Source organism: Brevundimonas bacteroides DSM 4726 (genome assembly GCF_000701445.1).
Classification (GTDB): domain Bacteria; phylum Pseudomonadota; class Alphaproteobacteria; order Caulobacterales; family Caulobacteraceae; genus Brevundimonas; species Brevundimonas bacteroides.
Genome location: NZ_JNIX01000009.1, coordinates 105,124 through 130,362 on the forward strand (window position 1 = coordinate 105,124; position 25,239 = coordinate 130,362).

The 25,239-nt window shown below is 67.6% G+C and carries 30 protein-coding genes and 1 pseudogene; 15 read left to right on the plus strand and 16 right to left on the minus strand.

What is annotated here, in order from left to right; genetic code table 11:
* Window positions 1-25: 25 nt before the first annotated feature.
* Window positions 26-217, plus strand: coding sequence for a hypothetical protein (locus Q333_RS0107760; protein ID WP_029416183.1), 192 nt, complete (start codon window positions 26-28; stop codon window positions 215-217).
* Between the two features lie 3 nt (window positions 218-220).
* Window positions 221-532 (plus strand): hypothetical protein, encoded by a 312-nt coding sequence (locus Q333_RS16415; protein ID WP_035293996.1) that lies wholly within the window; start codon window positions 221-223, stop codon window positions 530-532.
* A gap of 73 nt (window positions 533-605) precedes the next feature.
* On the opposite strand, the gene Q333_RS0107770 is transcribed toward Q333_RS16415, so the two are convergent.
* Window positions 606-1,271, minus strand: coding sequence for a DUF1013 domain-containing protein (locus Q333_RS0107770; protein WP_029416184.1), 666 nt, complete (start codon window positions 1,269-1,271; stop codon window positions 606-608).
* 143 nt (window positions 1,272-1,414) lie between these two features.
* On the opposite strand from Q333_RS0107770, the gene Q333_RS0107775 reads away from it, so the two are divergent.
* From Q333_RS0107775 to Q333_RS16945, 3 genes are all read left to right on the plus strand, one after another.
* Complete coding sequence (locus Q333_RS0107775; RefSeq protein ID WP_051651194.1) at window positions 1,415-2,044, plus strand: beta/gamma crystallin-related protein; 630 nt, start codon at window positions 1,415-1,417, stop codon at window positions 2,042-2,044.
* Between the two features lie 80 nt (window positions 2,045-2,124).
* Window positions 2,125-2,805 carry a hypothetical protein gene (locus Q333_RS16940; RefSeq protein ID WP_157072399.1) on the plus strand — a complete coding sequence of 227 codons (681 nt, stop codon included), beginning with the start codon at window positions 2,125-2,127 and terminating at the stop codon, window positions 2,803-2,805.
* A 125-nt stretch (window positions 2,806-2,930) separates the two neighbouring features.
* Complete coding sequence (locus Q333_RS16945) at window positions 2,931-3,581, plus strand: beta/gamma crystallin-related protein (protein ID WP_051651196.1); 651 nt, start codon at window positions 2,931-2,933, stop codon at window positions 3,579-3,581.
* Window positions 3,582-3,584: 3 nt separating this feature from the next.
* Here the strand turns inward: Q333_RS16945 and Q333_RS0107790 are convergent, their stop codons facing one another.
* On the minus strand, window positions 3,585-4,556 hold the full coding sequence (locus Q333_RS0107790; protein ID WP_029416188.1) for an NAD(P)H-quinone oxidoreductase: 972 nt from the start codon (window positions 4,554-4,556) through the stop codon (window positions 3,585-3,587).
* Window positions 4,557-4,636: 80 nt separating this feature from the next.
* Between Q333_RS0107790 and Q333_RS0107795 the strand changes: the two genes are divergently transcribed.
* Entirely contained in the window at window positions 4,637-4,843 is a 207-nt protein-coding gene (locus tag Q333_RS0107795; RefSeq protein ID WP_029416189.1) for a DUF1192 family protein, read from the plus strand.
* Window positions 4,844-4,958: 115 nt separating this feature from the next.
* Entirely contained in the window at window positions 4,959-5,468 is a 510-nt protein-coding gene (rcdA, locus tag Q333_RS0107800) for a protease adaptor protein RcdA (protein WP_029416190.1), read from the plus strand.
* Window positions 5,469-5,471: 3 nt separating this feature from the next.
* On the opposite strand, the gene Q333_RS0107805 is transcribed toward rcdA, so the two are convergent.
* Together Q333_RS0107805 and rpmE are read right to left on the minus strand one after the other, a co-directional pair.
* Window positions 5,472-7,040 (minus strand): L,D-transpeptidase family protein, encoded by a 1,569-nt coding sequence (locus Q333_RS0107805; protein ID WP_029416191.1) that lies wholly within the window; start codon window positions 7,038-7,040, stop codon window positions 5,472-5,474.
* Between the two features lie 152 nt (window positions 7,041-7,192).
* Entirely contained in the window at window positions 7,193-7,417 is a 225-nt protein-coding gene (gene rpmE, locus Q333_RS0107810; protein WP_029416192.1) for a 50S ribosomal protein L31, read from the minus strand.
* A gap of 136 nt (window positions 7,418-7,553) precedes the next feature.
* On the opposite strand from rpmE, the gene Q333_RS0107815 reads away from it, so the two are divergent.
* Window positions 7,554-9,404, plus strand: coding sequence for an ABC transporter transmembrane domain-containing protein (locus Q333_RS0107815; RefSeq protein WP_029416193.1), 1,851 nt, complete (start codon window positions 7,554-7,556; stop codon window positions 9,402-9,404).
* Window positions 9,405-9,547: 143 nt separating this feature from the next.
* On the opposite strand, the pseudogene Q333_RS16425 reads toward Q333_RS0107815, so the two are convergent.
* The 6 genes and pseudogenes from Q333_RS16425 to Q333_RS0107845 all read right to left on the minus strand — a co-directional run bounded on the left by Q333_RS16425 (window position 9,548) and on the right by Q333_RS0107845 (window position 13,551).
* Window positions 9,548-10,580, minus strand: a pseudogene (locus tag Q333_RS16425) (glycerophosphodiester phosphodiesterase).
* Window positions 10,581-10,629: 49 nt separating this feature from the next.
* On the minus strand, window positions 10,630-11,436 hold the full coding sequence (locus tag Q333_RS0107825; RefSeq protein ID WP_029416194.1) for an inositol monophosphatase family protein: 807 nt from the start codon (window positions 11,434-11,436) through the stop codon (window positions 10,630-10,632).
* A 92-nt stretch (window positions 11,437-11,528) separates the two neighbouring features.
* Window positions 11,529-12,098 carry an elongation factor P gene (efp, locus tag Q333_RS0107830; protein WP_029416195.1) on the minus strand — a complete coding sequence of 190 codons (570 nt, stop codon included), beginning with the start codon at window positions 12,096-12,098 and terminating at the stop codon, window positions 11,529-11,531.
* A 105-nt stretch (window positions 12,099-12,203) separates the two neighbouring features.
* Window positions 12,204-12,761: a tryptophan-rich sensory protein gene (locus Q333_RS0107835; protein WP_029416196.1), complete on the minus strand. Its 558-nt coding sequence runs from the start codon at window positions 12,759-12,761 to the stop codon at window positions 12,204-12,206.
* A gap of 53 nt (window positions 12,762-12,814) precedes the next feature.
* Entirely contained in the window at window positions 12,815-13,057 is a 243-nt protein-coding gene (locus Q333_RS0107840) for a helix-turn-helix domain-containing protein (RefSeq protein WP_029416197.1), read from the minus strand.
* Complete coding sequence (locus Q333_RS0107845) at window positions 13,057-13,551, minus strand: DUF2975 domain-containing protein (protein ID WP_029416198.1); 495 nt, start codon at window positions 13,549-13,551, stop codon at window positions 13,057-13,059. Before Q333_RS0107845 ends, Q333_RS0107840 begins: the two co-directional genes overlap by 1 nt.
* Before the next feature lie 87 nt (window positions 13,552-13,638).
* Between Q333_RS0107845 and Q333_RS0107850 the strand changes: the two genes are divergently transcribed.
* Together Q333_RS0107850 and Q333_RS0107855 are read left to right on the plus strand one after the other, a co-directional pair.
* The gene (locus tag Q333_RS0107850; protein ID WP_029416199.1) at window positions 13,639-14,574 is read left to right on the plus strand and encodes an ABC transporter ATP-binding protein; all 936 of its coding nucleotides are present in this window, start codon (window positions 13,639-13,641) and stop codon (window positions 14,572-14,574) included.
* Entirely contained in the window at window positions 14,574-15,296 is a 723-nt protein-coding gene (locus Q333_RS0107855) for an ABC transporter permease (RefSeq protein ID WP_029416200.1), read from the plus strand. Before Q333_RS0107850 ends, Q333_RS0107855 begins: the two co-directional genes overlap by 1 nt.
* Window positions 15,297-15,298: 2 nt before the next feature.
* On the opposite strand, the gene bfr is transcribed toward Q333_RS0107855, so the two are convergent.
* Together bfr and Q333_RS0107865 are read right to left on the minus strand one after the other, a co-directional pair.
* Window positions 15,299-15,799 carry a bacterioferritin gene (bfr, locus tag Q333_RS0107860; RefSeq protein WP_029416201.1) on the minus strand — a complete coding sequence of 167 codons (501 nt, stop codon included), beginning with the start codon at window positions 15,797-15,799 and terminating at the stop codon, window positions 15,299-15,301.
* A gap of 133 nt (window positions 15,800-15,932) precedes the next feature.
* The gene (locus tag Q333_RS0107865; protein ID WP_029416202.1) at window positions 15,933-16,118 is read right to left on the minus strand and encodes a (2Fe-2S)-binding protein; all 186 of its coding nucleotides are present in this window, start codon (window positions 16,116-16,118) and stop codon (window positions 15,933-15,935) included.
* 116 nt (window positions 16,119-16,234) lie between these two features.
* Between Q333_RS0107865 and thiE the strand changes: the two genes are divergently transcribed.
* The 4 genes from thiE to cydB all read left to right on the plus strand — a co-directional run bounded on the left by thiE (window position 16,235) and on the right by cydB (window position 21,241).
* Window positions 16,235-16,873, plus strand: a complete 639-nt coding sequence (gene thiE / locus Q333_RS0107870) for a thiamine phosphate synthase (RefSeq protein WP_029416203.1) — start codon at window positions 16,235-16,237, stop codon at window positions 16,871-16,873.
* A 68-nt stretch (window positions 16,874-16,941) separates the two neighbouring features.
* Complete coding sequence (locus Q333_RS0107875; protein ID WP_029416204.1) at window positions 16,942-18,627, plus strand: sensor histidine kinase; 1,686 nt, start codon at window positions 16,942-16,944, stop codon at window positions 18,625-18,627.
* 116 nt (window positions 18,628-18,743) lie between these two features.
* Window positions 18,744-20,207, plus strand: a complete 1,464-nt coding sequence (locus tag Q333_RS0107880) for a cytochrome ubiquinol oxidase subunit I (protein ID WP_029416205.1) — start codon at window positions 18,744-18,746, stop codon at window positions 20,205-20,207.
* Window positions 20,204-21,241, plus strand: a complete 1,038-nt coding sequence (gene cydB / locus Q333_RS0107885) for a cytochrome d ubiquinol oxidase subunit II (RefSeq protein WP_029416206.1) — start codon at window positions 20,204-20,206, stop codon at window positions 21,239-21,241. The genes Q333_RS0107880 and cydB overlap by 4 nt, the downstream gene beginning before the upstream one ends.
* Window positions 21,242-21,451: 210 nt before the next feature.
* On the opposite strand, the gene Q333_RS0107890 is transcribed toward cydB, so the two are convergent.
* Complete coding sequence (locus tag Q333_RS0107890) at window positions 21,452-21,967, minus strand: hypothetical protein (RefSeq protein WP_211249700.1); 516 nt, start codon at window positions 21,965-21,967, stop codon at window positions 21,452-21,454.
* 25 nt (window positions 21,968-21,992) lie between these two features.
* Between Q333_RS0107890 and Q333_RS0107895 the strand changes: the two genes are divergently transcribed.
* Complete coding sequence (locus Q333_RS0107895) at window positions 21,993-22,352, plus strand: hypothetical protein (RefSeq protein ID WP_029416208.1); 360 nt, start codon at window positions 21,993-21,995, stop codon at window positions 22,350-22,352.
* On the opposite strand, the gene Q333_RS0107900 is transcribed toward Q333_RS0107895, so the two are convergent.
* From Q333_RS0107900 to Q333_RS0107915, 3 genes are all read right to left on the minus strand, one after another.
* Entirely contained in the window at window positions 22,349-22,753 is a 405-nt protein-coding gene (locus tag Q333_RS0107900) for a YkgJ family cysteine cluster protein (protein WP_029416209.1), read from the minus strand. The two genes, Q333_RS0107895 and Q333_RS0107900, sit on opposite strands and share 4 nt — an antisense overlap.
* A 166-nt stretch (window positions 22,754-22,919) precedes the next feature.
* Complete coding sequence (locus Q333_RS0107910; RefSeq protein ID WP_029416210.1) at window positions 22,920-23,894, minus strand: alpha/beta hydrolase; 975 nt, start codon at window positions 23,892-23,894, stop codon at window positions 22,920-22,922.
* Window positions 23,891-25,072, minus strand: coding sequence for a thiolase family protein (locus tag Q333_RS0107915; RefSeq protein WP_029416211.1), 1,182 nt, complete (start codon window positions 25,070-25,072; stop codon window positions 23,891-23,893). The genes Q333_RS0107910 and Q333_RS0107915 overlap by 4 nt, the downstream gene beginning before the upstream one ends.
* Between the last annotated feature and the right edge of the window lie 167 nt (window positions 25,073-25,239).

The following is a 25,239-nucleotide window of genomic DNA, read 5'->3' on the forward strand; positions in this document are numbered from 1 at the left end:
GCAATCCTGAGAGGGAGATACAGACATGGCCGAGAACACCAACTCCGGCGGCGGGAACACGGGCCTGGCCTTCATCGTCGGCGGCGTGGTCGTCGTGCTGGCGATCATCGCCTACTTCGTCTTCGCGCGCGGCGGCATGACGCCCGAGACCAAGGAGGTCAACGTCGACGTCGACCTGCCCGAAGTGGCGGCTCCGGCCGTATCGGGCGGGAACTGATCCATGACCGATCCGAACCTGCCCCCGACCGAGCGCGTGGTCGTCGAGCCGCGCCACACCACCGTCAACGTCCAGCCTGAGCGCCGTAGTGGCGGCGGAGGCGTGGTGGCCTTCCTGGTGATCGGCCTGCTGGTCGTCGTGGCGATCATCGCCTTCGCCCTGCTGAACGGGAACCAAAATCCGATCGAGAAGGCGGCGGACACCAACGTCGCCGTCGACGTCGAGCTTCCGGACGTGAACCTGCCCGAGCCGAAGATGCCGGAGCTTCCTCAGGTGGAGCCGCCCAGCGTGCCGGGACCCGCCCCGGCGGAATGATCCGACCGACCTGAATGACAAAGCCCGCCCGGCGCGAACCGGGCGGGCTTTTTCTTGGCCGTTGGCGAAGGCCTTAGCTCCGGTCGCCGAAGACGGACGCGGCCGTCGGCTCTGCGGTGCGGCGCTCGCGCTCCTCCGGCACGAATTCGGGCTCGGCGGGCTCTTCGACGATGGCTTCCAGGGCCGGGCCGCCCTTCTTGGCGTCGTCGCGGTTCTTCTTCTCGGCGGCCTTGGAGACCAGATCGTCCAGCGCCAGCTGGCCGACGAGGCCCAGCGTCACCGGATCGACCGGCTTGATGTTGGCGCTGTTCCAGTGGGTGCGGTTGCGCACGCTCTCGATCGTGGCCTTGGTGGTGCCCAGGAGCTTGGCGATCTGGGCGTCGGTGACCTCGGGGTGGTTCTTGACGAACCACATGATGGCGTCCGGGCGGTCCTGGCGGCGCGAGACCGGCGTGTACTTCGGCGCGGGCTTGGACGACTTCAACAGCTCGGCGTGACGGCTGACGATCGCCTTCATGCGGTAGTTCTCGTCGGCCTGAGCCTTGTCCAGTTCCTCGCGGGCCAGTTGGCCTCCGGTGATGGGATCGACGCCGCGGATGTCGCGCGCCACGTCGCCATCGGCGATGCCGCGCACCTCCAGCGGGTGCAGGCCGCAGAAGTCGGCGATCTGCTCGAACGTCAGAGAGGTGTTGTCCACCAGCCAGACGGCGGTCGCCTTGGGCATCAGGATGTCGGTCATGGGCTTGGGTCCCGGATGAGAGGCCCGGTCGAGCCCGGGCGCTGGATACGACGGCGCCCGACCTTTCGGCCGGGCGCTGATGATCCGGATATAGGCCCATTCGCCTGAAAAGAAAACTTCGTCGTTACCGGCGATACACAACCTTGGCGGCGGAACGGAAGCTGGGCATCATGGTGGCGGGCAGTTTCTCGAAGGGGTGGGTCATGCGTTGGGGTCTGGCGGACGTCGCGGCGGCTGTTCTGGTCGGAACCGCTGGCATGGGGGGACAGGCGGCGGCCCAGTCCGGATTTTCAAGCCCGTTCGACACGCCTCCGGGCAGCTGGAGCCGGTCGTGCATGGGCGGCATGGTCATGAGCGGCGAGCTGATCGCCAACTGCCAGGACAGCCGGGGCTTCTATCGGCAGGCCCGGATCAACGTGGCGTCATGCCGGGGCGCCGAGATCATCAATGATAACGGCAATCTGGTCTGCTACCCGCGCGAGGAGCGCAGGGGCGGCTGGGGGCGGCCGGGCTGGGGGGGCGGGCGTCATCGCATCACCGTCTACGAGCACACCAACTACCAAGGCATCGCGCGAACCTTCGAACAGGCGGTCCCGAACCTTGTTCCCCTGCGCTTCAACGACGTCATCAGCTCGATGCAGATGACCGGGGCTTGGGAGTTCTGCACCGACGTCGATTTTCGGGGTCGTTGCGAGATCTTTGACCGCGACGTGTCCAGCGTGGTTCCGCTGGGTCTGAATGACCTGATCTCCTCGTTCCGGCCGGTCCGATGAGCGCGGACAGGGGATCGCCTACAGGGTCGGTTCGCTTCGGGGGAGCGGGGCGCGTCTGGCGGGCTCTGGCCGCACTTGTGGTGACAGCCTGCGCAACCGGCCTCTTGTGGACGCAAGCGCGTGCTCAGGTCACCGATACGCCCGCCGGCACCTACGCCCAGACCTGTTCCTCGGCGTCGGTTCGCGAGGGGCGGCTTTACGCGACCTGCCGCACGATGAGCGGCCAGAGGCGCTTCACGTCTATTGAACTGGCTCCGTGCGTCGGAAGCGACATCGGCAATGACGATGGCTTGCTGGTCTGCCACGGGCTGCGAGGTCGGATCGAGCAGCCACCGCCGTATGTGCCCCCGCCGGTGCTCGACACAGAGGGCCGGGCGATCTTTGGGAACTACACCCTCCGTTCGCCGATCTATCCCGACCCCTACAGAATCCAAGTCTATCCGGGCGGCTATGTCGCCGCGTCGGATCAGGCGGAGGGGTGTGTCGGATACATGAACCGGGAGCCGGACGTCGAGGTCACCTACACCGCCGGACGTGCGCCCCTGATCTTCAGCGTGGCGAGCGACGACGATACAACCCTCGTCATCAACGGACCTGATGGGCGTTGGTACTGCGACGACGACGGTGGCCAGTACGGGTTGAACCCGTCATTGCGCTTCGTGCGACCCCAGTCGGGTGTCTATGATGTCTGGGTGGGAACCTACGAACAGGGGCGGCGTCCCACGGCCACGCTTCACGTCAGCGAGACGGGCTCGCAGTAGGCCGATGGTTTGGGAACCTGCGCGTGCAAAAACCTGCTGCGCCCATACAGCTCCGGTTCATGTGAGCCGGTGAACATTGTCATCCAGGCTGCGTTTGGCAGTTCAGAGCGTTCAGGAGGAATACTATGAAGACTTTGGCATTCATCGCCGCCAGCGCGACCCTGGCTGTTATCGGCGCGGCATCGGTGCCGCAATCGGCGGAGGCCCAGTCGCGGGGCGCGCCGCGCGGCAGCTATGCCCAGACCTGCAACGGTGCCTATGTGAACCAGGGTCGGCTCTATGCCGACTGTCGGGACACGCGCGGCAACTACCGGTCCAGTTCTATCGATCTGAACGCCTGTTCGTCGAGCGACATTGGCAACGATAACGGCCTGCTGGTCTGCCACAACGTGCGCGGCAGCTGGGAGAACAACGGCGGCGGCAACGGCGGCGGCTGGAACGGCGGAAACAACGGTGGCGGCTGGGGTGGCGGCAACAATGGTGGCGGCTGGGGCGGTGGAAACGGTGGCGGCCGCAACTCCATCACCGTCTACCAAGATGCCAATTTCCGCGGCTACTCCGAGACATTCCGCGGCGAGATCTACGACCTTGGCCGCTCGGGCTTCAACGACCGCATCAGCTCCATGCAGATGAACGGCAGCTGGGAAGCCTGCACTGATGCCAACTTCCGGGGTCAGTGCCAGGTGTTCTCCGGCAGCGTCCGCAATCTGGACAACTGGGCGATGAACGACCGCATCTCGTCGCTGCGCCCCGCGCGTGGCGGCGGTCGCTGGTAGGTTTCAGACCGTCAGAACGATCTTGCCGACGTGCTCGCCCGCTTCCAGCCGGAGGTGGGCGAGGGCGGCCTGATCCAGCGGGAAGGTCGCGTTGATTGGCGGGCGGACCGGTCCTGACGCCACCCACGGCCAAACGGTGCGCTCGACGGCTTCGGCCAGGCGCGCCTTTTCATCCGCCGACCGGCGTCTCAGGGTCGATCCGGTCAGCACGGCCTGCTTCATCATCAGCTTCAACAGATCGACCTCGGCAAGCGGTCCCGTCTGCGCACCAATGACGACCCAGCGTCCGCCGGGCTTCAGCGCGGCCTGATTGATCCCGGAATAGGCCGCGCCAACCATATCCAGAATGACGTCGGCACCGCCCGCCTGAGCAATCGCGCTCGACAGGTCGGTCGCCGAGGCGTCGAGGCTGATATCCGCGCCAATGGACAGGGCTGACTGGGCCTTGGCAGCGGACCGGGACGTGGCAATCACCCTGGCGCCGTGAGCCTTTGCCATCTGTATGGCGGTCACGCCGATGCCGGAGGTCGCGCCGTGGATGAGCAGTGTTTCGCCGGGGACGAGCCGACCGGCCTCGAACACATTGGCGAACACGGTGAAGACCGCTTCCGGCAGGGCGGCCGCGCCCACAAAGTCCATCGCCTCCGGGATCGGTAGCGCATGTCGAGCGTCAACGACGGCCAGTTCCGCATAGCCGCCGCCACCCAGGAGTGCGCAGACTCGGTCGCCGACGCGCCAGCGAACGACGCCTTCGCCGATCTGATTCACTTCTCCGGCCACTTCCAGGCCAAGGATGTCAGAGGCGCCCGGCGGGGGTGGATAGAGCCCCTGCCGTTGCAGCAGGTCCGGGCGGTTGACGCCGGCGGCGCGGACGCGGATGCGGATTTCTCCCGGACCGGCGATGGGATCGGGACGCGCGCCCATTCTGAGCGACTCGGCCGGACCCCGGCCGCCATCGATTTCGATTACGCGCATGGGTCACTCCAAAGTCTTGCAATCGTCCGTGTCCGGGCGCGTAACTAGGCCAGCGAAGGTTCCGGGCCAAGGAGGCGAGGATGACGTTCGAGGATCTGGAGCCCCGTCCGCAGCGGGGCGCGAACCTGAAGGCCCTCGCGCGCGAGGACCTGGAGCTCTACGCAGCAGAGGAACTGAACGAGCGGATCGACGCGCTCCAGGCCGAGATCGAACGGTCGAAATCCGCCATCGCCGCTAAGGCCGCCAAGAAGTCCGCTGCTGACGCTCTGTTTAACTTCAGGCGGTGACGGTTTCGCGTGTTCCGATTCCGTGGCATGGCCGTTGCAGGCGGTCGGGGCGCGGCGCCAATCCGGCCCGATCAGGCAGCGGGTCTTCCGTGTCGACATGTTGCGGTTTGAGTTGATGGCGAGCGACGACCTCGAAGCCCCCAAAGGGCCCCGCCCGGGCGAAATCCTGGACTTCGCGCGCTCCGAGCTGTTCGACCGAACCTTCCAGGAGGGCATGGAGCTGGTCGAGGAGACCGCCGCCTATCTGGACGGCGATGGACGGCGCGAATCCAAACTGTTGTCGCGTTCGGCGGCGCTCGCCTATGCAGGCGAGAGCATGAAGCTGACCACTCGGCTGATGCAGGTGGCCTCCTGGCTGCTGGTCCAGAGGGCGGTGCGCGAAGGCGACATGGCCCCCGAGGTTGCGGCCGACTCGCGCTACCGTCTGGCCGAGCGCAAAACGGCGTCGGAACCCTCGCACGCTGAGATTCCGATCGCCCTGGTCGAGTATCTGGTCCGGGCCGAGAAGCTGTACGACCGCGTGCTCTACCTGGACCGGCGCATGTATCTGGACGCCTCGGCCGAGGCCGAGGTCAATCCGGTCTTGAGCCAGATGGGTCTGCTGGAAGCCGCCTTCCGGGCTTGAACCCTACGGCCCGACGTCGTTGGCGTCTACGCGGCCGTCGGCAACGACTTCGGGAAGAGTCACGGCGATGCCCAGAGCCTCGGCAAGCGCCCGGTCCCGACGATAGACGTCTTCGCGGAAAGCCACGCGGCCCTGGCCGTCGACGAAGGCCGTCCAGTAGAGCAGGCGCACGCTGATCTCACGACCTGTCTGGATCCGCGTGGTCCGACGTGAGGCTTGGGCGGCGTCGAATTGGTCGAGAAGGGCCGGGTCAGGGGACAACAAGAGCCGCGCGAACTCGACCGCGTTCTGCACCCGGACGCAGCCGTGCGAGCGCTGACGCACCGACAGGTTGAAAGCGGCCTTGGACGGGGTGTCGTGCAGGAAGATGGCGTAGCTGTCGCGAAGCTCGAACTTCACATAGCCGAGAGCGGCATTCGGACCCGCGCGCTGGATCACCGTACCGTTCGAAATGTACATGTTCTGGCTGGCCAGATAGGCGGGGCCGCGCGGGAGAATCTCGCGGCGTGCGATGCCCGCCGGCACGTACCACGGTGGATTGGCCACCACCGAGGCGAATGGCTTCTCCAGACTGGGCGTCTGGGTCGCCGGCGCGCCGACGACGACCCGGTTGGAGTGAACCGGGCGGCCATCCTTCCAGTAGACCATGATGGCAGCGGCAGTGTTGACCTCGATCCGCTCGGGATTGAGGTCGCGCTTCAGCCAGCGCCGTCTTTCCAGATTGAGCGCGATCTGCCGGGCGCGGTCTTCGGCCGAGGCCCCCAGCGAAGCCTGGGTCGAGGGACCGATGCGGCCGTCGGCGGCAAGGCCGTGGCGGGCCTGGAAGCCCTGCACCGCCTGCTGCAACTCGGGGCTGTAAACGAGCCCTTCCGCCGTCAACCGGGACCCTGCCTCGGCCGTCAGGTCCCCCTCAGCCACAAGGCGGGCGATCAGAGCGGGAATGCGATTGTCGCTCGAGCCGGGCTCCAGCGTCCCGGCGCGGACGGGGAAGGCTGGCCAGCCCCCTTGGTTGATCATCCGCCGGTAGCGAACATAGCCCGCCGACAGATTGTTGTAGCCGATGTCGGTCGGGGCCAAACCTTCGAACCACTCCACCAGGCGGCCCTGGACCAGGGCGTCGTTGAGGCCGAGCGGAACGTCGACGACGTTCTTCTGCATTTCCCAAAGCTCTTCGACCGTCTCGGGCCGGACGGCACCGAAGGCGAGAACGCGGGCATACCTTAGGGCGGCGGCGGTGGTGCGCAGGTCGGCGCTGTCCGGGTCGGCGGCCAGCCCCACGAAGTCGAAGTAGTCGGCCTTCGACAGACCATGGCGTTCAGCCCGGTTTGCAGCCTCGTTCAGGCGGCGCACGCGGTCGGCATTCCAGACGGGTCGCCAGTTGTTCAGTTCGTAGAAGGCCCGCACGTCGGCCTGTTCGGTCGCGGGTAGCCGGGCGATCTGAGCGTCGAAAGCCGCGTAGTACGGGCTATCGCTGATCGTCGGAGGCGGGGCGAGAGGGGCGGCGTTCTGCGCCATCGCGGGCGCGGCCATGGCCGCCGCCGCGGCGCCGAAGGTCAATTCACGTCTGTTCATTCTCGCATCGCCTTGGCTCAACGCCTCGTGGAACCCGACGTCCACGCCCCGGGGGTCGAACGCAGCCATGTTATCCACGTTCAGGGCAAACAAAAAGCGCCGGTCACGCGACCGGCGCCTTTCGTGATGTCGCGGCTACAGTGGCCGTGCGGTCACTTCTTGATGAAGCCGCCGAACTTGTTGTTGAAGCGCGACACGCGGCCGCCGCGGTCCATCAGCTGCTGGTTGCCGCCGGTCCAGGCCGGGTGGGTCGAGGGATCAATGTCCAGGTTCAGCACATCGCCTTCCTTGCCGTAGGTCGAGCGGGTCTTGTAGCTCGAGCCGTCGGTCAGGGTGACGGTGATGAAGTGGTAGTCCGGGTGGGTGTCGGGCTTCATGATGGTGGCGTCCGGTCTCTGCGCGATGACGATGCCGACCGTCTGTGCGCGAAATTGAGAAATCCCGCCGGAAAGCCCGACGGGAGCGAGCGCGGCGTTTACACCGGGGCTCCATCCGGGGCAAGAGGCGCTGCCTATGACCAACGCTGCCGCGCCGATCCCTGTTTCCGCCTCCGCGCCTGGGCGGCCCGGCGCGGGCGCGGTGCTGGCCGATCAGATCGGCGAGGCCGGCGAGCGACGCGGACGCAGTCGAGACGTCCGGCCTCTGCTCAGGCTCTGGCCGTTCTTGGTCCGGCATCGGCTGGACGCCTTCATCGCCCTGTTCTGGCTGCTGGCGTCCACGGCGGCGTCGCTGGGCCTCACCGCGACCGCCCGGGGGGCGATCGACCACGGCTTCGAGAACGGCGGCCGCGACATCGATCGCTGGTTCCTGTTCCTCGGGGCCAACGCCGTAGTGCTGGGGATCGCCACGGCGGTCCGCTACTTCTACGTCACCAAGACCGGGGAGCGGGTGATCGCCGACCTGCGAAAGGCGCTGTTCGAGCGGGTCCTGACCCTGGATCCTGCATTCTTCGCGAGGATGCGCACCGGCGAGGTGCTGAGCCGCCTGACCACCGATATCGCCCTGGTCGAGACGCTGCTGACGACCTCCGTCTCCTTCGCACTCCGCAACCTACTGACGCTGATCGGCGGGATCGTGCTGCTCTTCATCGTCAGCCCGAAACTGACCGGGCTGGTCCTCCTGACAGCGCCGTTGTTGCTGGGTCCGGTGTTCATCTTCGGGCGACAGGTCCGCAAGCTGACCGTCAAGTCCCAGGACCGCTTCGCCAATGCCGTCGGTTTCGCGGGCGAGAGCGTGGACGCCATCGAGACCGTCCAGGCCTTTGGCCGGGTCACCAGCGCTGCGGGCCGCTTCGGCGCCGTGGTGGAGGAGGCGTTCGGCGTCTCCTTGACCCGCATCCGGGCGCGGGCCTGGATGACGGCGCTGGTGATCGTGGTGATCTTCGGCGGCATCACCTTCGTGCTGTGGCTTGGCGCCCAGGACGTGGCGGCGGGGACGATGACGCCCGGCGCCCTTTTGCAGTTCGTGCTGCTGTCGGTTTTCACCGCGGGGGCTGTAGGCGCGCTCGGCGAGAGCTGGGGCGACGTGCAGAAGGCCTCGGGAGCGATGGAACGCATCGACGAGCTGATGCGCGCGGTCCCGGAGATCGCCGCGCCGGAACGCCCACTGCCGCTGCCGTCGCCGCCCGAGGGTCGGGTCGCGATGGCGGGCGTGCGGTTCGCCTATCCGGGGCGGCCGGATCTGCCGGCGCTGAAGGGTTTCGATCTCACGGTGCGGCCCGGCGAGACCGTGGCTCTGGTCGGGCCATCGGGGGCGGGCAAGTCGACCGTTTTCCGTCTGCTGCTCCGTTTCTACGATCCCCAGGCGGGGTCGGTCAGCGTGGATGGCGTCGATGTGAAGGCCGCTGATCCGGCCGAGGTCCGCGCCCGCTTTGCCTGGGTCTCGCAGGAAGCGCCGCTGTTCTCGGGCTCGGCGCTGGAAAACATCCGGTTTGGCCGCGAGGCCGCCAGCGAAGATGAGGTGCGCCAGGCAGCGGAAGAGGCGCAGGCCTTGGGCTTCGTCGAAGCTCTGCCCGAAGGGTTCGCCACCCCGCTCGGCGAGCGCGGCAAGAGCCTGTCGGGCGGCCAGCGCCAGAGGCTGGCCATCGCTCGCGCCCTTGTCCGCGACGCGCCGATCCTGCTGCTGGACGAGGCCACGAGCGCGCTCGACGCCGAGAACGAGGCCCTGGTGCAGGCGGCGCTGGATCAGGCGATGGAGACCCGCACCACCTTGGTCATCGCCCACCGCCTGGCGACCGTGCTCCGCGCCGACCGCATCGTCGTGATGGAGGATGGCGTCGCGGTGGAGGAGGGCACCCACCACGAACTAGTGGCCAAGGGCGGGCTCTATTCTCGCCTGGCGGAGCTTCAGTTCCGGGAAGGATAGAGGCTCCCTCTTGTCCACCCTCAGGGTGAAGAGCAGGAAACGTCCACTGTATCAAACGGATACAGGTTGTACCTTCCCTCTCGTATCCGCAGTTCGACTCTTTGCACTCGGCACCCTTCGAGTCCAACACGGCTGCCGACGCTCTACTCCCGCAACCCGACCGCCACGCCCGGATGATCGGTGAAAACGCCGTCGACACCTAGCCCATAGAACCGATGAAGCCAGCCACTGAGGTCGCCGGCCCCGTGGTCCTCGCCGCGCCGGTGTTCGACCGGGAGGAAGACGTCCTCGGCCCGGAAGGTCCAGACCACGACCTTGAGCCCAGCGGCGTGGGCGGCGGTCACCAGCGAGGTCGCTGCGTGGGCGGCTCCTGTGGCGTCGCGCGGAAAGATTAGTCCAGTCTCGACTCCGATGGCGTCGGCATAGGTCGCGATCTGGGCCAGGCCCTCGGGCCGGGCCATCTCGGCGTAGGTCGTGCCGGGCCGGTCGAACGGGCCGCCCAGCGGCGACATCAACTGGAGCAAGGGCGCGTCCGTCGCCTGATCCAGCGAGCGCAGAACATCGATCTCGAACGACTGGATCAGCACGGGGCTGTCGGCGGCCATAAGCCCGTTGTCGGCCAGCGCGGCGATCAGCGGCGGCTCCATCGGTAGGCCGATCGATAGGAAATAGGTCGGGTGCTTAAGTTCCGGAGCGACGCCGATAGTCCGGCCGGTGCGCGACGAACCCGTGCGGGCGATATCAATGACCTGTTGAAAGGTCAGGATCAGCTCCTGTCCATCGAAGGCGGCGCTGGCGGGCCGGAGCGCGGGCAGGCGTTCGCGGGCGCGCAGGGTGCGCAGTTCGGCCAGGGTGAAGTCCTCGGTGAACCAGCCGGTGACGGGACGGCTCGATGGTCTTTGTCGTGCGGCGCTCGGCGAACTCGGGGCGCGCGGCGACGTCGGTGGTCTCGGAGATCTCGTTCTCGTGGCGAACGACCAGGTGGCCGTCTCTGGACATGACGAGGTCGGGCTCGATGAAATCCGCGCCCTGATCGATGGCGAGCTCATAGGCGGCGCGGGTGTGCTCGGGTCGCTCGCCCGACGCGCCGCGATGGGCGATCACGAGCGGATGCGGAGGCGTCTGGGCCACGACAGGACCGGCGAGCAGCATGGCGGCGAGGATGAACCGGATCATGCCGCGAGGGTAGGGCGGGCCTGCGACGGACAGATGAAGCGATGCGGCCTCAGGCGGCCTGCAAAACCTTGCGCAGCGCCGGGTGGACTTCTGCGTTGGCGGCGCAGATGGTCGCGCCGCTCTTCGGATCGCCGTGGTCCTCGATGGAGGTGACGATGCCGCCCGCCTCGGTGACGAACAGAGTGCCTGCCGCCACGTCCCAGGGCTTCAGGTTGCGCTCGAAATAGGCGTCGTAGCGACCGCAGGCGACCCAGGCGAAATCCAGCGCCGCCGAGCCCAACCTACGGATGCCCGCGACGCGCTGGCCGACCGCGTGGATGTCCTTGATGGCCTGGGCGTGGCCGGTCTTGCCGATGAACGGCAGGCCGGTGGCGATCAGGCTGTCGGCCAGGTCACGGCGGCCCGAGACGCGGATGCGCTGGTCGTTCAGGTAGCAGCCCTTGCCTTTCTCGGCCCAGAACAGCTCGTTCAGGATGGGGTTGTAGGTCACGCCCGCCACGATCTCGGACGAACCGTCCGGCGCGCGGCGCTCCAGCCCCACTGTGATGGCGAAGTGGGGCATGGCGTGCATGAAGTTGGTCGTGCCGTCGATCGGATCGACGATCCAGGTGTGGGACTTGTCGGTGCCCTCGATCAGGCCGCGCTCCTCGCCGAGGAAACCGTAGCCGGGGCGCGCCTTGGTCAGCAGCTCGAACAGCGTCTGCTCGGCCTTGAGGTCCGCGGCGGTGACGAAGTCGCCGGGTCCCTTGCGCGACACCTGCAGGTTCGAGACCTCGCCGAAGTCGCGCACCATGGGACGGGCGGTCTTCCTGACTGCGTCGGTCATGACCTGAAGCAGGGCGGAGGCGAGGGCCATTCGGGAATCTCCTGGTCCAGCGGTCCTGAAAAGGCGGGCGGCCCGGACCGGTGGAGAAGTTCAGTGCTCGCCCCGAAGGGCCGTTCGGCAGATCAGTCGGCGCGGCGGACGTACTCGCCCGTGGCTGTATCGACCACGATGCGCTCGCCCGCCGACATATAGGGCGGGATCATAATGCGCACGCCGTTGTCGGCGATGGCGGGCTTGTAGGACGACGAAGCAGTCTGGCCCTTCACGGTCGGCTCGGTCTCGACGACCGTCAGGGTGACCTGCTCGGGCAGGCTGAGGCCGATGGGGCGTTCCTCGTGCATCTCGATGACGACCTTCATCCCATCCTGGAGGTAGGGGATGGAGTCTTCGCCGACCCAGTCCTTCTGCAGTTCGATCTGCTCGTAGGTGGCGTCGTCCATGAACACGAGGGCGTCGCCCTGCTCGTACAGGAAGGAGAAGTCCTTCTGCTCCAGCGTGACGCGCTCGACCTTGTCCTCCGAGCGGAAGCGCTCGTTCAGCTTGTTGCCGGTCTCCAGGTTCTTGGCCTCGACGTTGGCGAAGGCCCCGCCCTTGCCGGGCTTCACGTGGCTGGCCTTGGTGACGACCCACAGGCCGCCGTTGTGCTGGAGCACCATGCCGGGCTTGATGGTGTTGCCGTTGATTTTCGCCATAAGGGGATCGCTGAAGCTGGGGCGCGGCCACGACGGCCGGCGCGAATTCGGGCGCGATCCCTAGAGGAAGCCGGACAGCAGGGCAAGGCGGGCCGGGCGGCGGCCCTAGTGGACGGTATGAGCCGCCTGCTCGGCCTTACGGTCGACGATGTTGGCAATGCGAACGCCGGCGCCGGTCGGCGAGGCCAGCTTGCCCGCCTTGGGATCGAGCTTGCGCGCCTCATGGGCGAAAGCGGCGGCGAGACCGGCCGAGGTCATGGCGGCGGCGATCTGCATGCCCCGGCTGGCGGGACGCAAGGCGATCCAGACGGCGTTGATCGCCTGGGCGCCCGCCCAGAGGATCATGGCCGAGGTGCGCTCGGGCCGAGCAGGGGCGTTCCAGACGCGCACGGCCGAAAGCGTGGTCGCCGAGAAAACCGCCGGCAGCACGAGGCTGAAGGCCCCGCGCGGACGCTCCGTCACCGGACCCGCCCCTTCGCGCCGCTGGGAGACGGTGCGATGACGAGGACCGATCGTCCCGCTCGCAAGCGCCGTGGCGAGCAGGGCGAAGCCTACCGTGACGGCGACCCCCAGGGCGACATGTCCGATGTCGCGCTCGTCTGCGTTCAGGAAGTCGGACGCGGCCTCCCGGATGTCGTCGAGACGGTCGTCGATGTCGCTCATTCGCCTGCTCCAGTGCTGGGAAGCGAAATGAGCGGCATGCTGAGCGGTTCCGGTCAGAGGCTATCGTCCCCAGGCAGCGTCAGGTCGGCCGGGTCATAGCCATAGTCCAGCAGGTCGCCCGGTCGACACCCCAGGGCGGCGCAAAGCCGAGCCAGGGTGGAAAACCGGATGCCCTTTACCTTGCCCGAACGGAACAGCGAAAGCTGCGTCTCGCTCAGGCCCACCTCGGCAGCCAGGTCGCGGGCCTTGATGCCTCTCGCGACGATCAGCGCGTCCAGCGTCACACGGACGGGCATCAGATCATCTCGTCCAGTTCGGCCTGCAAGCGGCCCGCATGATCGACCACCCGGCCCAGCAGAAACAGCGCACCGCCGATCATACCCAGCGTCATGCCCGCGACGTCGAAATACAGATAGCCCCCCTGCGCCTGGCCGATCATCCGCAGGATGTTGGTCACGCCGAAGACGCTCAGGAGGCCGCCGATGCCGAGCGCGAGACCCACCCTGTGGAGGGCGCCGGCGAGGGCGGGTTGGATCAGTCGTCCTCTAGCGACCTCGCCCAGCCCGTGGCCGATCGCCCAGACGCCATAGAGATAGCAGACAGTCGGCAGGGCGAAGACCGCCGCGCCGATCGCTCCGTCCCGAACCTGGCCGTCCCTGATCCACAGTGCGAGCGGGAAGGCGATGTGCATGAGGGCGAGAAGTGCGCCCACGCTGACGACCATGAAGATCGCCAGCCACCGGTACTGGGCGCAGAGGCGGCGGAAGGCGGCGGCTTCAGGCACTTGCATGAGGGGCTCCTTCTGACTTTTCTTTAATCTTGACTTAAAGAACGTCGCTGCGCAACTTTATCTCCGACTTAAAGATCGGGCCTACGAATGCATGCCATCGAAACCAGGGATTTGACCCGCCGCTTCGGTAGCCGCGTGGCCGTGGACACGGTGTCGATGACGGTCCCGCAAGGCGCGGTCTACGGGTTTCTCGGCCGCAATGGAGCCGGCAAGACGACGACGCTGAAGATGTTGCTGGGCTTGCTGAAGCCCACGGCAGGCGTCGCCTGTGTCGCGGGCGTGGATGTCGCCCGCGCCCGCCTTGCTGCGGCTCGGCAGACCGGCGCTCTGCTGGAGGCGCACGGGCTCTACGCCAACCTGACGGGCCGCGAGAATCTCGACCTGACCCGCTCGCTTCTCGGCTTGCCGCGCGCCGAGGTCGACCGCGTGCTGGAGGTCGTCGAGATGACCGCCGATGCGGCACGGCGGGTGGGCGGATACTCGCTGGGCATGCGCCAGCGGCTGGGGCTGGCCCGGGCCATGCTGGGCGCGCCGCCCGTGCTGATCCTCGACGAGCCGACCAACGGCCTCGATCCCGACGGCATCGCCGACATGCGACGGTTTCTGAAGACCCTGACGGAGCGGACGGGGGCGACGGTTCTGCTGTCCAGCCACCTGCTGGGCGAGATCGAGCAGACGGCGACCCACGTGGGGATTTTGAGTGAGGGACGGCTGGTGCTTGAAGGCGAGCTGTCGCGCCTGAAGGCCGATCTGGCCCCGGAGATCGGCCTGCGGATCGACGACGCCGGCCGGGCCCGCGCCGTTCTGGAGACCCACGACCTGACCTTCGCGGATCAGTCGGACGGCCTGACGCTGCGTCTTCGGCCGGGACAGGATCACGAGGCCGTCACGGCCCGCATCAATCGCGACCTGGTCCTGGCCGGTGTCGCGGTCTTCGCGCTCGCGCCGCGCGCCCGCTCGCTGGAGGGCATCTACCGCGCCGTCACCGCCGCACCCCAGGCCGAGTCCCAGGGGACCTCCTGATGCTGTCCGTCCTCTTCGTGGAAATCCGCAAGCTCAATCGCTCGCTGGCCTTGCTGCTGGCGCTCGCCGCGCCGTGCCTGATCGGCATCTTCGCCTTCTTCAACGTCGGTCGCTTCGACGAGGCTGGCCCCTGGGACCGTTGGCTGACGACGTCCGTGGGGCTCTGGGCCTTCTTCATGCTGCCAATGAGCGTGACGGCTCTGACGGCCCTCGTCGCGCAGATGGAGCATGCGCCGCGATCCTGGGATCATCTGCGCAGCCTTCCGGTGCCGCGCTGGCGCGTCTATGCGGCCAAGCTGGCCGGCGTGCTGGGTCTCGTGGTGCTCATGAGCGTGCTGAATCTCGCCGTGACCTATGCGGCCGTGGAACTCGCGGCCACGCTCAAGCCGGCGATCCGTCCCACGGGCCAGCCCGACGTCGCCGCGACGAGCCTGCTTCTCGCCAAGGTGCTGATCGCCGCCATGCTGATGATCGCAATTCAGTTCTGGGCGGCGATGCGGTTCGCCAGCTTCGTGCCCGCGCTCGCGCTCGGCATCGGCGGCACCTTCTTCGCGGTCGCGGCCACCAGCGCCAAGCAAGGGGTGTTCTTCCCCTGGCAGATGGCGGTCAATGTGATGGGCGAGGGGTGGCGACACGACACGGCCCTGGCGCTCGGCGGCGGTCTGGGCACGCTGGCCCTGATCGCCGCCGTCATCCACCTCAGCCGACGCGAGGTGCTCTGACCTCAGCCGCCGGTGGCGCTTTTGTCCGGCGAAATCTCGGTCATGGCGGACTGCAGGTAGTTTTGCTCGCCCAACTGTTCGATCAGCTTGAACTGGGCCTCAAGGAAGTCGATGTGCTCCTCGGTGTCCGACAGGATCTCCATTAGGATCTGACGGCTGACGAAGTCAGAGGCGGCTTCCGCCTGGGCGATGCCGGCCAGCAGGGTGTCACGGCCGCCCAGCTCCAGCGCCAGGTCCGCGCCCAGGCACTCGACCGCGCTCTCGCCGATCTTGAGCTTGTGCAGGTCCTGCATGTTGGGCAGGCCGTCGAGGAACAGCACGCGTTTGATCAGCTTGTCGGCGTGCCGCATCTCGCCGATCGATTCCTCGTAGATGATCTCGCCGAGGTGCTTCAGGCCCCAGCTCTCGAACATGCGGGCGTGCAGGAAATACTGGTTGACCGCCGTCAGCTCGTTGGTCAGCACCGCGTTGAGGGTGCGGATGATCGCGGGATCGCCCTTCATGGCTGTCGGCTCCTGAGTGAATCGGTAGGGGCGAGGATCGCCCGTGGACGCCTCATAACACAGGCGAAAGTGGTCGTGGGCTGTTGCGAGCCCTTATCACCACATTGATATTGCGAATGATTTTTGTCGCCAACTACTCGGCGGCGAGGGCGAAGGCCTGGCGGCTGTCGTCGATCATCTGGCGCATCTCGCAGACGCACTTGGCGCACTGAGCGGCGCAGCCGTTGCGGTCGAACACCTCACGGGGTCGACGGGCTCCCGCCTCGATGGCGAGGGCGACATCCCGTTGGCGAAGGCCGTTGCAGTTGCAGACGTACACGCGGTGTCTCGGACAACTAAGTTGCGACTGGTTCTCCATAGCATGACGGCGAGGGATTGCAACGCATTCTCATTCGCCAGGTTGACGGGAGGGCTGCGGCGTCGCACGAGCCGCCGATGCGCGCTTCAGAATGCCAGCTCTACCTCATCACGCCGCCTTCGATTGCCGATCTGGAGAGGTTCGCTTTCGCGCTGGAACAGGCGCTGGACGCCGGACCGGTCGCTGCGCTGCAGATCCGGCTGAAGCCGGCTGAGGACGCGTCAGTTACATCCGCCGTGCGGCGGCTCGCTCCGATCGCCCAGTCGCGGGGTGTTGCTGTGATCCTCAACGACCGGCCCGATCTGGCGGCGGCGCTGGGCTGCGACGGGGTTCATGTCGGACAGTCGGACGCCTCGGTCGCCTCGGCCCGCAGGATCATGGGCAAGAGCGCCATGATCGGCGCGACGTGCCACGACAGCCGCCACTTGGCCATGGAAGCGGCCGAGGCTGGTGCCGACTACGTCGCCTTCGGTGCCTTCTTCCCGACCTCGACGAAGGAGACGGTCCATCGGCCCGATCCGGAGATCCTGACTATCTGGCAGGAGGTGATGGAGGTTCCCTGCGTGGCCATCGGCGGGATCACGATCGAAAACGCCGCTGCGCTAGTCGAGGCAGGGGCTGACTTCTTGGCGGTCAGTCAGGGCGTCTGGGGCCATCCGATCGGCCCGGCCGCCGCGGTCGGACAGTTCACCAAGATCCTCACGCCGAGTCCGTAGCTTCAGAGGATGTTAGGAAGCGCGTGCTTAATCACGACTGTCGCGCTTCTGCCCCGAGTGTCCCCCGGATGCCCTACAGCCGTGTCCTGACCGCAGCGGACCTCGACCCCGTCGTCGGGGCCAATGACACGCGAGCGCAGAGGGTCACCACGGCGGCGACGCTATTCAGCGACCCGCTCGCGCCCATCGCAACCGTCGCGGGCGTCATGCTGCTGACTGTTTTGGCGATCTCGACCGCGCGGACGGCCGGCCTCGTGGCCGCTCTCTGGGCGGCGAATGCGCTTGCGGTGGCCGTCTGGCTTCGCAGTGGGCGCGGCTGGAGCTACGACCTGTCCTTCGGAGGGTTGATCGCCGTGGGCGTGCTGTCCGGCCAGTTCCTGGCGGGCAACCGACCCGAGCTGGCCGCCATGTTCACCGCCGCGAACATGCTCGAGATCGTCGCCGGCGTGCTTCTGGCCCGTCGGTTCGCCCCGACCCTGAACCTCGCCAGCGTCGAGGGGGCCTGCCGCTTCATCCTGGCCGTCGCCTTCGTCGCCCCGATCGGCGGCGGCCTGTTCGCCGCGACGGGGCTGACCCTGATCAACGGGGCTGATTTTCTGACCTCCTTCCAGACCTGGTGGTTCGGCCATGCGCTCGGCCTGGCCGTGGTGGCGCCTTTCGTGCTCGCTCTAGAGAAGCAGCCGCTGCGGGTTCTCTTGTCGCCGTGGCGGATCGCCGAGACTGTCCTCCTGTTCGGACTGCTGTTGGCGGTGTGCGTCGCGGTCTATTTCGTTCTGACGCGGCCGCTCGGCTTCGCCATGATCCCGGTCCTGATTCTGATCGCCGCGCGGCTGCGCGTGATCGGGGTGACGGCGGGGCTGGTCGTGATGTCGATCTGCGCCATCGCCGCCCTGATGACCGGAGCCGGCCCCTGGCGCTGGGTCGAGGGTGATCTGGCCGAGCGCGCCATGCTGATGCAGCTGACGCTCCTGTTCGGCTATGTGCCGATCGTCCTCGTGGCCTCGCTTCTGGAAGAGCGCGACCGTCTCTCGGAACGCGCCAAGGCCGGGCAGTTGCGGGCCGAACGGGCGTCGGCGGCCAAGTCGCGGCTGCTGGCCAATGTCGCCCACGAGATCAAGAGCCCGATCGGTGGCGTCATCGGCATCGGCGATCTGTGGTCTTCGGGCCAGCTGGGTCCTGTCACCGAGACCCAGAAGGAAATGGCGCAGATGCTGGTCAAGACTGCGCGGCAGGTTGAGGCCTTGTCGCACGACTTGCTGGACGTCGCCCGCGCCGAGTCCGGCGCCGTCAAGGTGGAGCTGCGTCCGACCGATGTGCCGGGGCTGCTGGACGACGTCTGCCGGGCGACCGCGCTGCGCCCCGAGGCGGCGCGGTTGAAGATGACGGTGGTGGCGGACGGCGACGGACTGGTTGCCCTGGCGGATTCGCAACGCCTGGCCCAGGTGATCGACAACTTGGCGACCAATGCGGTGAAGTACGCCGCCGCCGGTGGAACCCTGACCTTCCGCGCCAGCCGCATCTACGACGGCGTGCGTATCGAGGTCATCGACCAAGGCCCGGGTCTCTCGCCCGAGAAGCAGGCGCAACTGTTCGAACCCTTCAACCGCCTCGGCCTCGAGCGGACGGCGGTTGAAGGTCACGGCATCGGCCTGGCTTTGGCCAAGCGGCTGGTCGAACTGCAAGGCGGGACGATCGGCGTCCAGTCCGAGCTCGGAGCCGGATCGACCTTCTGGATCGAGCTCCCGGCGGCCTGAAAATCATTCTGCGGTGAATTCCTGCGACCCGACGCCGCGCGGCGGCGTTGGTCATGGACGCGGACGGTCCGGAGGCTCAGACCTCTGCGCGTCCAAGGCCCTTCGGGAACGCCCACGTGGATTTCGACGCCCTCCTGCTGTCGCGGATGCAGTTCGCCTTCACCGTGGCGTTCCACATCCTGTTTCCGGCCTTCACCATCGGGCTGGCGTCCTATCTCGCCGTGCTCGAGGGCCTGTGGCTCTGGACCAAGCGGGAGGCGTTCAAGACCCTCTATCTGTTCTGGGTGAAGATCTTCGCGCTCAGCTTCGGCATGGGCGTCGTGTCCGGCGTGGTGCTCAGCTACCAGTTCGGCACCAACTGGTCGGAGTTCATCCGGCTGACCGGCGGGGTGATCGGCCCACTGATGGCGTATGAGGTCCTGACGGCCTTCTTCCTGGAGGCGTCATTCTTGGGCGTCATGTTGTTCGGCTGGAAGAAGGTCGGACCCAAGCTGCACTTCCTGTCGACCTGTCTGGTGGCGGTCGGGACGATGATCTCGGCCTTCTGGATCCTGTCGGCCAACAGCTGGATGCAGACGCCGCAGGGGCATCAGGTGCTGGCCGATGGGACCTTCGTCGCCGTCGACTGGGTGAAGGTGATCTTCAATCCCAGCTTCCCGTCGCGGCTGACCCACATGCTGGTCGCCGCCTTCCTCACGACCGGGCTTGTCGTCGGAGCCGTATCGGCCTTTCACGTTCTGAAGGACCGGGCAAAGGGCGAGAACCCTGTTGGGTGGACCGAGAGCCGGATTTCCCTGGTCATGGCCATCGGCCTGATCGTCGTGCTAGCCCCGCTGCAGCTCGTGGTGGGCCACTGGTCGGGCGAGGTGACGCACAAGTATCAGCCGTCCAAGACCGCCGCGCTGGAAGGCTATTGGGAAAGCCGTGCCGATCAGCCGTTGCATCTGTTCGGCATTCCGGACCGCGAGGCCCAGAAGAACCATTTCCAAGTATCGATCCCCGGCCTCGGAAACGTCATCCAGAACGTGCCGCGTGACGAGGTCATTCAGGGCCTGGACGCCTGGCCCAAGGAAGATCAGCCGCCGCCGTTCATTCCCTTCTTCGGCTTCAGGATCATGGTGGGGCTCGGTCTGTTGATGATTGGGCTCGGCGCCTGGGGCGGCTGGCTGCTCTGGCGGCGCAGAGTGTTCGACAGTCCGTGGTTCCTGCGCTTCTGCGTCGTCATGGGCCCGTCGGGCTTCATCGCGGTGCTGGCAGGCTGGATGGTAACCGAGGTCGGGCGCCAGCCCTGGGTGGTCTATGGCGTGCTGAAGACCCGCGAGGCCGTCTCGCCGGTGATCGCCAGCCAAGTGGCGACGTCTCTGCTGGCCTATGTGACCGTCTATGCGATCGTCTTCACCGCCGGAGCGATCTTTATCTTAAGGTTGATGCGCGAGGGACCGATCGCCGCCCACGTCGAGCCTGCGCCCCGCCAGCAGCGCCCGCCCGGCACCCCGCTGGCCAAGGCGCCGGAGGACACGACGCCCGGGGACGACGATCCGCCCGACGGTCCGGACGGCCTGAGAGGACGCACGTCATGAGCCTGGATCTTCCGCTCCTCTGGGCCGGGCTGATCGCTCTGGCGGTGCTGCTCTATGTGCTGCTGGACGGGTTCGATCTCGGCATCGGCATCCTGTTTCCGTTCGCGCGCTCCAAGGAGGAGCGGGATGTGATGATGAACACGGTCGCCCCTGTCTGGGACGGCAACGAGACGTGGCTGGTGCTGGGGGGAGGGGGGCTGCTGGCGGCGTTTCCCCTGGCCTATTCGGTGGTGATGCCCGCCTTCTATCTGCCGATCCTGCTGATGCTGGCCGGGCTGATCCTGAGGGGCGTGGCGTTCGAGTTTCGGTTTCGGGCGAACGATCGCGGCCGACGTTTCTGGACTCAGATGTTCTCCGGCGGCTCGATTCTGACGACGGTGGCGCAGGGCTTCGTGCTCGGCGGCTTCATCCAGGGGGTGACCGTGCGGAACGATCGCTTCGCCGGAGGCCAGTTCGACTGGCTGACGCCCTATACGCTGCTGGTCTCGGCGGGGCTGCTCGCGGGCTATGCCCTGCTGGGCGGGGCTTGGCTCATGATGAAAACCAAGGACAATCTGCACGGCGACGCCAAGCGGTGGACCGGCTGGAGCGCGCTGGCTACCGCCGTGCTGCTGGCGGCCGTCAGCGTGGCGACGCTGCTGGTGCATCCGCGCGTGGCGGCCCGTTGGGGCTTCGATCTGGGCGACGGCTTCGGGCTGGATCTGGCGACGCTTCTGCCCTTGATACCCATTCCGCTGCTGGGGCTCGCCGGGCTCGCGCTGGTGGGCGTGATGTCGCGGAAGGGGTCGCACCGTTGGCCGTTCGTCGGGGCGGTGCTGGTCTTCCTGTCCGGCTATCTGGGGCTGGCGGTCGGGTTCGCGCCCTACATCGTGCCCTATGCGCTGGACTTCCGTCAGGCGGCCGCGCCGGACAATGCGCTGAGCCTCATGCTGGTCGGGACCTCGGTCATTTTGCCGATGATCCTGGCCTACACGGCCTGGGTCTACTGGGTGTTCCGGGGCAAGATCGACGAGGAGGCCGGCTATCATCATTAGACCCGTTCCCCCGCCGGAGCCGGGCGAGGAGACCGGTCCGCTCTGGAAGAAGCTGCTGTGGTTCGTCGGCCTCTGCGTAGCCGGGATCATCGTCGTCGCGGCGGTCGCCTATACGCTGCGGAGCTTGCCGTTCATGGGCTGAGGCGCGATGGTCGCGGACATGTCCAGCGTCCTGATCCTCTCCGCCCTCGCCGCGCTTCAGACGGCGTCTCAGCCGCAGCAAAGCACCGCGAGCGACCTGACCCGGATGCTGAACGGCGCTCCGCCTGCCGCCAGCCGTCCGGGCACCACGACCTCGCTCGCGCCCGTCACAGCTCCCCGACCGTCGCCCCCGTCCTCCGTACCCTCAACAGCGCCGATGACGCCGAGCGCCGCCGGTCCCGGCTCGACGAACCCCGCGTCGGTCGCACGGCCCTCGGCGACCCTCACACCGCCTGCGGGTGGGGCGCGGCCCGCCGCACCCCCAACGAGCAGCGCGACCCCTCTGTTGTCTGTCGTCCCCACGCTCACGCCGCCGCCCACGCCCTCGACACCGATCCGTCCCGCGGGTGCTGGGACCACCTCGACGGCCCCCGTCACAGCACCAATGGGGACGACCACGATCCCTCCCGCGACCGCCGCCCCCACGGCCGCGCCCTCGCCCACGGGCATGACCGGGCCTGCCCCAGTCACCCCCACGGCCTCAGGCGAAGCGACACCCGCGCCCGCCCCCGCGACAGAGTCCACTGAGCCGCCGCCGCCGCCGGTCACCGTGCTGACGCCTGCCGCCGTCGCCGCCCTGCCGTTCGTGCTCGATCTGCCGAGCGGCGTCACCGTGACCACGGGGCGGCCGGGCCCGAACTTCACCATCTGGACCGTGCGCCGGGGCGAGCAATCGCTGGTGATGATCTACGCCGGGCCGGCGTCGCAATTCCCGATCTACTCCGGCGAGATGGTCGAGGCGGGTGGGCGGACCTCGATCGTGGCGAACGAGGAGGGGCGGCGCGTCGCGCTGGAGCACCTGTTCACTCGCACCGGCGCGCCGCACGAAATCCACGCCTGGATCACGAGCGTCGAGGGCGCTGAACGCCTCCTCGCCGAGCGGATCGCCCAGAGCATTGACCCGCGTTAGGCGCGCCGCACGGGCGTATCGGTCGCGCCTAGCCGCAGGCCCCGCTTGCCGGCGAAGACCAGGACTTCCTGGCCGCCTGCGGCGGCCCAGCGGCGGAGCTGGGCCTCATAGGGCTCGCGGCGCCAGTCGTGGGGGCGGGCGGCGTCGCATTCGACGATCAGGCGGCGGCCGTTATGCTCAGTGTGCAGCACGAAGCCGGAGGTGGTCGGCTTCCAGGCGTCGTCCAGTGCCTCGGTGAGAAGCCAGAGACAGTTGAAGACGCGGCAATCGTCCGGCCGCTCAGAATAGATGGCGCAGCCCGTCGTCTTGCCGAAGTGCCGGCACCAGCGGCCGGCAGGCTTGTCCAGCGCCGTGACGCCCATGAGCTTGCAGCACAGGCCGCAGTCTCCGCAGGACTTCATGCGATTGTGATCCCGGCAGCGGTTGCGCCTTGAACCGCGCCAATCTGACAATGCGAGCGAGTCGCAAAACGGAGCGCCGCCGTGATCGTGCTAACCCTGGGAGCCGCAACGCTGGCGCGGCTGTTGTCTCGGCAAGACGAGCCGATCGACGAGGACGACACGCCGGTCACGCGCTGATCCAGCCGTTGCGGCGGCCGAAGGCCAGGACGAGCTCGGGCCAGACGGCGGCGGGCCTTCCCGCGATCAGGCGGATGCCGAAGCCGTGGCCGCCTTCCTGAAACAGATGCGCTTCCGTGGTGACGGCGGCGGCTCGAAGGCCGTTCAGCAGCATCAGGCTGTTTTCCGGCGGGACGCTGGCGTCATCCATCGCGTGGATCAGGACCACAGGCGCGACGCCCGACCAGTCCATTCGCTCCAAGGACCAGCGCGCGATCGTCTCAGGCGACGGGGAGGGACCCAGCAGATGGTCGCGCGATCCGGCGTGGGCGTGCGGGTCCGCCATTGTCACGACAGGGTAGAGCAGGATGTTGAGATCGGGTCGAAACGATACCGCGTCGGCGTCGTCCACCGTGGTATAGGTCGCGTCTGGTCGAGCGGCGAGAAGGCCCGCGAGGTGCCCGCCCGCCGACGCGCCGAGGCTGGCGATGCGCGCCGGGTCGATGCTGAAATCAGGAGCGCGATAGCGGATCAGGCGAAGCGCCCGCTGGGCGTCTTGGAGCGGCGCGTCCGGCCCGGCCACCCAGCCGTCGGCGGGCAGGCGATAGCGGAGGACGAAACAGGTGACGCCCGCGGCGGCGAAGACGCGCGCGACGTCTAGGCCCTCCTTGTCCACCACGGCCCAGCGATAGCCGCCGCCGGGGATCAGCAACAGGGCCGCGCCATTCGGGCGCACTGGCCGGACGACGGACAGGATCGGGTCGGTCGTGTACTGGGCGTAGCGGTCATGAAACGACGGATCGGTCGAGCGTTCAGGCACGACCGGCGTGACCGTCACACCTTCACCGCCGGGCGCGCCGCCGGGCCACAGCCGGAAGGTCTCGGTCGGATCGGGCGGGGCGAGGGGCGAGGATTGGCGCGCGAGGGCGGGCGAGGCGGCGGCGAGCGCCCCGATCCCGATCAGGCTGCGCCGGTCCAGCGTCACGCCATCTCGACCGCGAGCGCCACGGCCTCTCCGCCGCCGATGCACAGGGACGCCACGCCCTTCTTGCCGCCGCGCGCCTGAAGCGCGGCCAGCAGCGTCGTCAGGACGCGAGCGCCGGATGCGCCGATGGGGTGGCCCAGAGCCGTCGCGCCGCCGTTCACGTTCAGCTTCGCATGGTCGATGCCGAGCTCCTGCATGGCGATCATGGCGACGACGGCGAAGGCCTCGTTGACCTCCCACAGGTCGACGTCCTCGACCGACCACCCGGCCTTCTTCAGCGCCTTCTGCATCGCCGGGACCGGCGCGGTGGTGAACAGGCCGGGCTCATGGGCGTGGGCGGCGTGGGAGACGACGCGCGCGACGATGGGCAGGTTGAGCGCCTTGGCCACGCTCTCACGCGTCATCACCAGGGCGGCGGCGCCGTCCGAGATCGAGCTGGCGTTGGCGGCGGTGATGGTCCCGTCCTTCGCGAAGGCGGGCTTCAGGGTGGGGATCTTGTCGGGGTTGGCCTTGGCCGGTTGCTCGTCCTCGCTGACCACGACCGTGCCCTTGCGGTCGGTGACCTCGACTGGGACGATCTCGGCCTTGAAGGCGCCGGATGCGATGGCGTTCCTCGCGCGGGTCAGGCTCTCGATGGCGTAGGCGTCCTGGGCCTCGCGCGTGAACTGATACTGGCCCGCCGCGTCCTCGGCGAAGGCCCCCATCAGCTTGCCGGGAGTGTAGGCGTCCTCCAGCCCGTCCAGATACATGCTGTCGACGATGACGTCGTGACCGATGCGGGCGCCGCCGCGGTGCTTGGTCATCAGGTAGGGGGCACCGGTCATCGACTCCATGCCGCCCGCGACGATGATGTCGGCCGAGCCGGCGGCGAGACTGTCCGAGGCCATCATGACGGCCTGCAGGCCCGAGCCGCACATCTTGTTGACCGTGGTTGCTTCGACGTGCTGGCCGAGACCCGCGCCGATGGCGGCCTGACGCGCCGGGGCCTGGCCAAGCCCGGCGGGCAGGACGCAGCCCATGACGATCTGCTCGACCTTGTCGGCGGGCACGCCCGCCCGCTCGACCGCCGCCTTGACCGCCGTCGCGCCGAGCTCGGTCGCCTTGACGCCGGACAGGGCCCCCTGGAATCCGCCCATGGGCGTGCGGGCGAAGGAGACGATGACGACAGGATCGGACATGGCTGGGCTCTCGCTGATGCGCTGGTGCCGGATTTAGCGATCCTCGTCCCGGAATGCGAGCGAGGGTCCCTGTCGCGGGTCATGAAGATGAACCGAAAACAACGAGCCGTTCAGCGGAGCCGTAAGCGGAGCAGCGCATTAATCGCTGCATCGACGAACCTCGATGA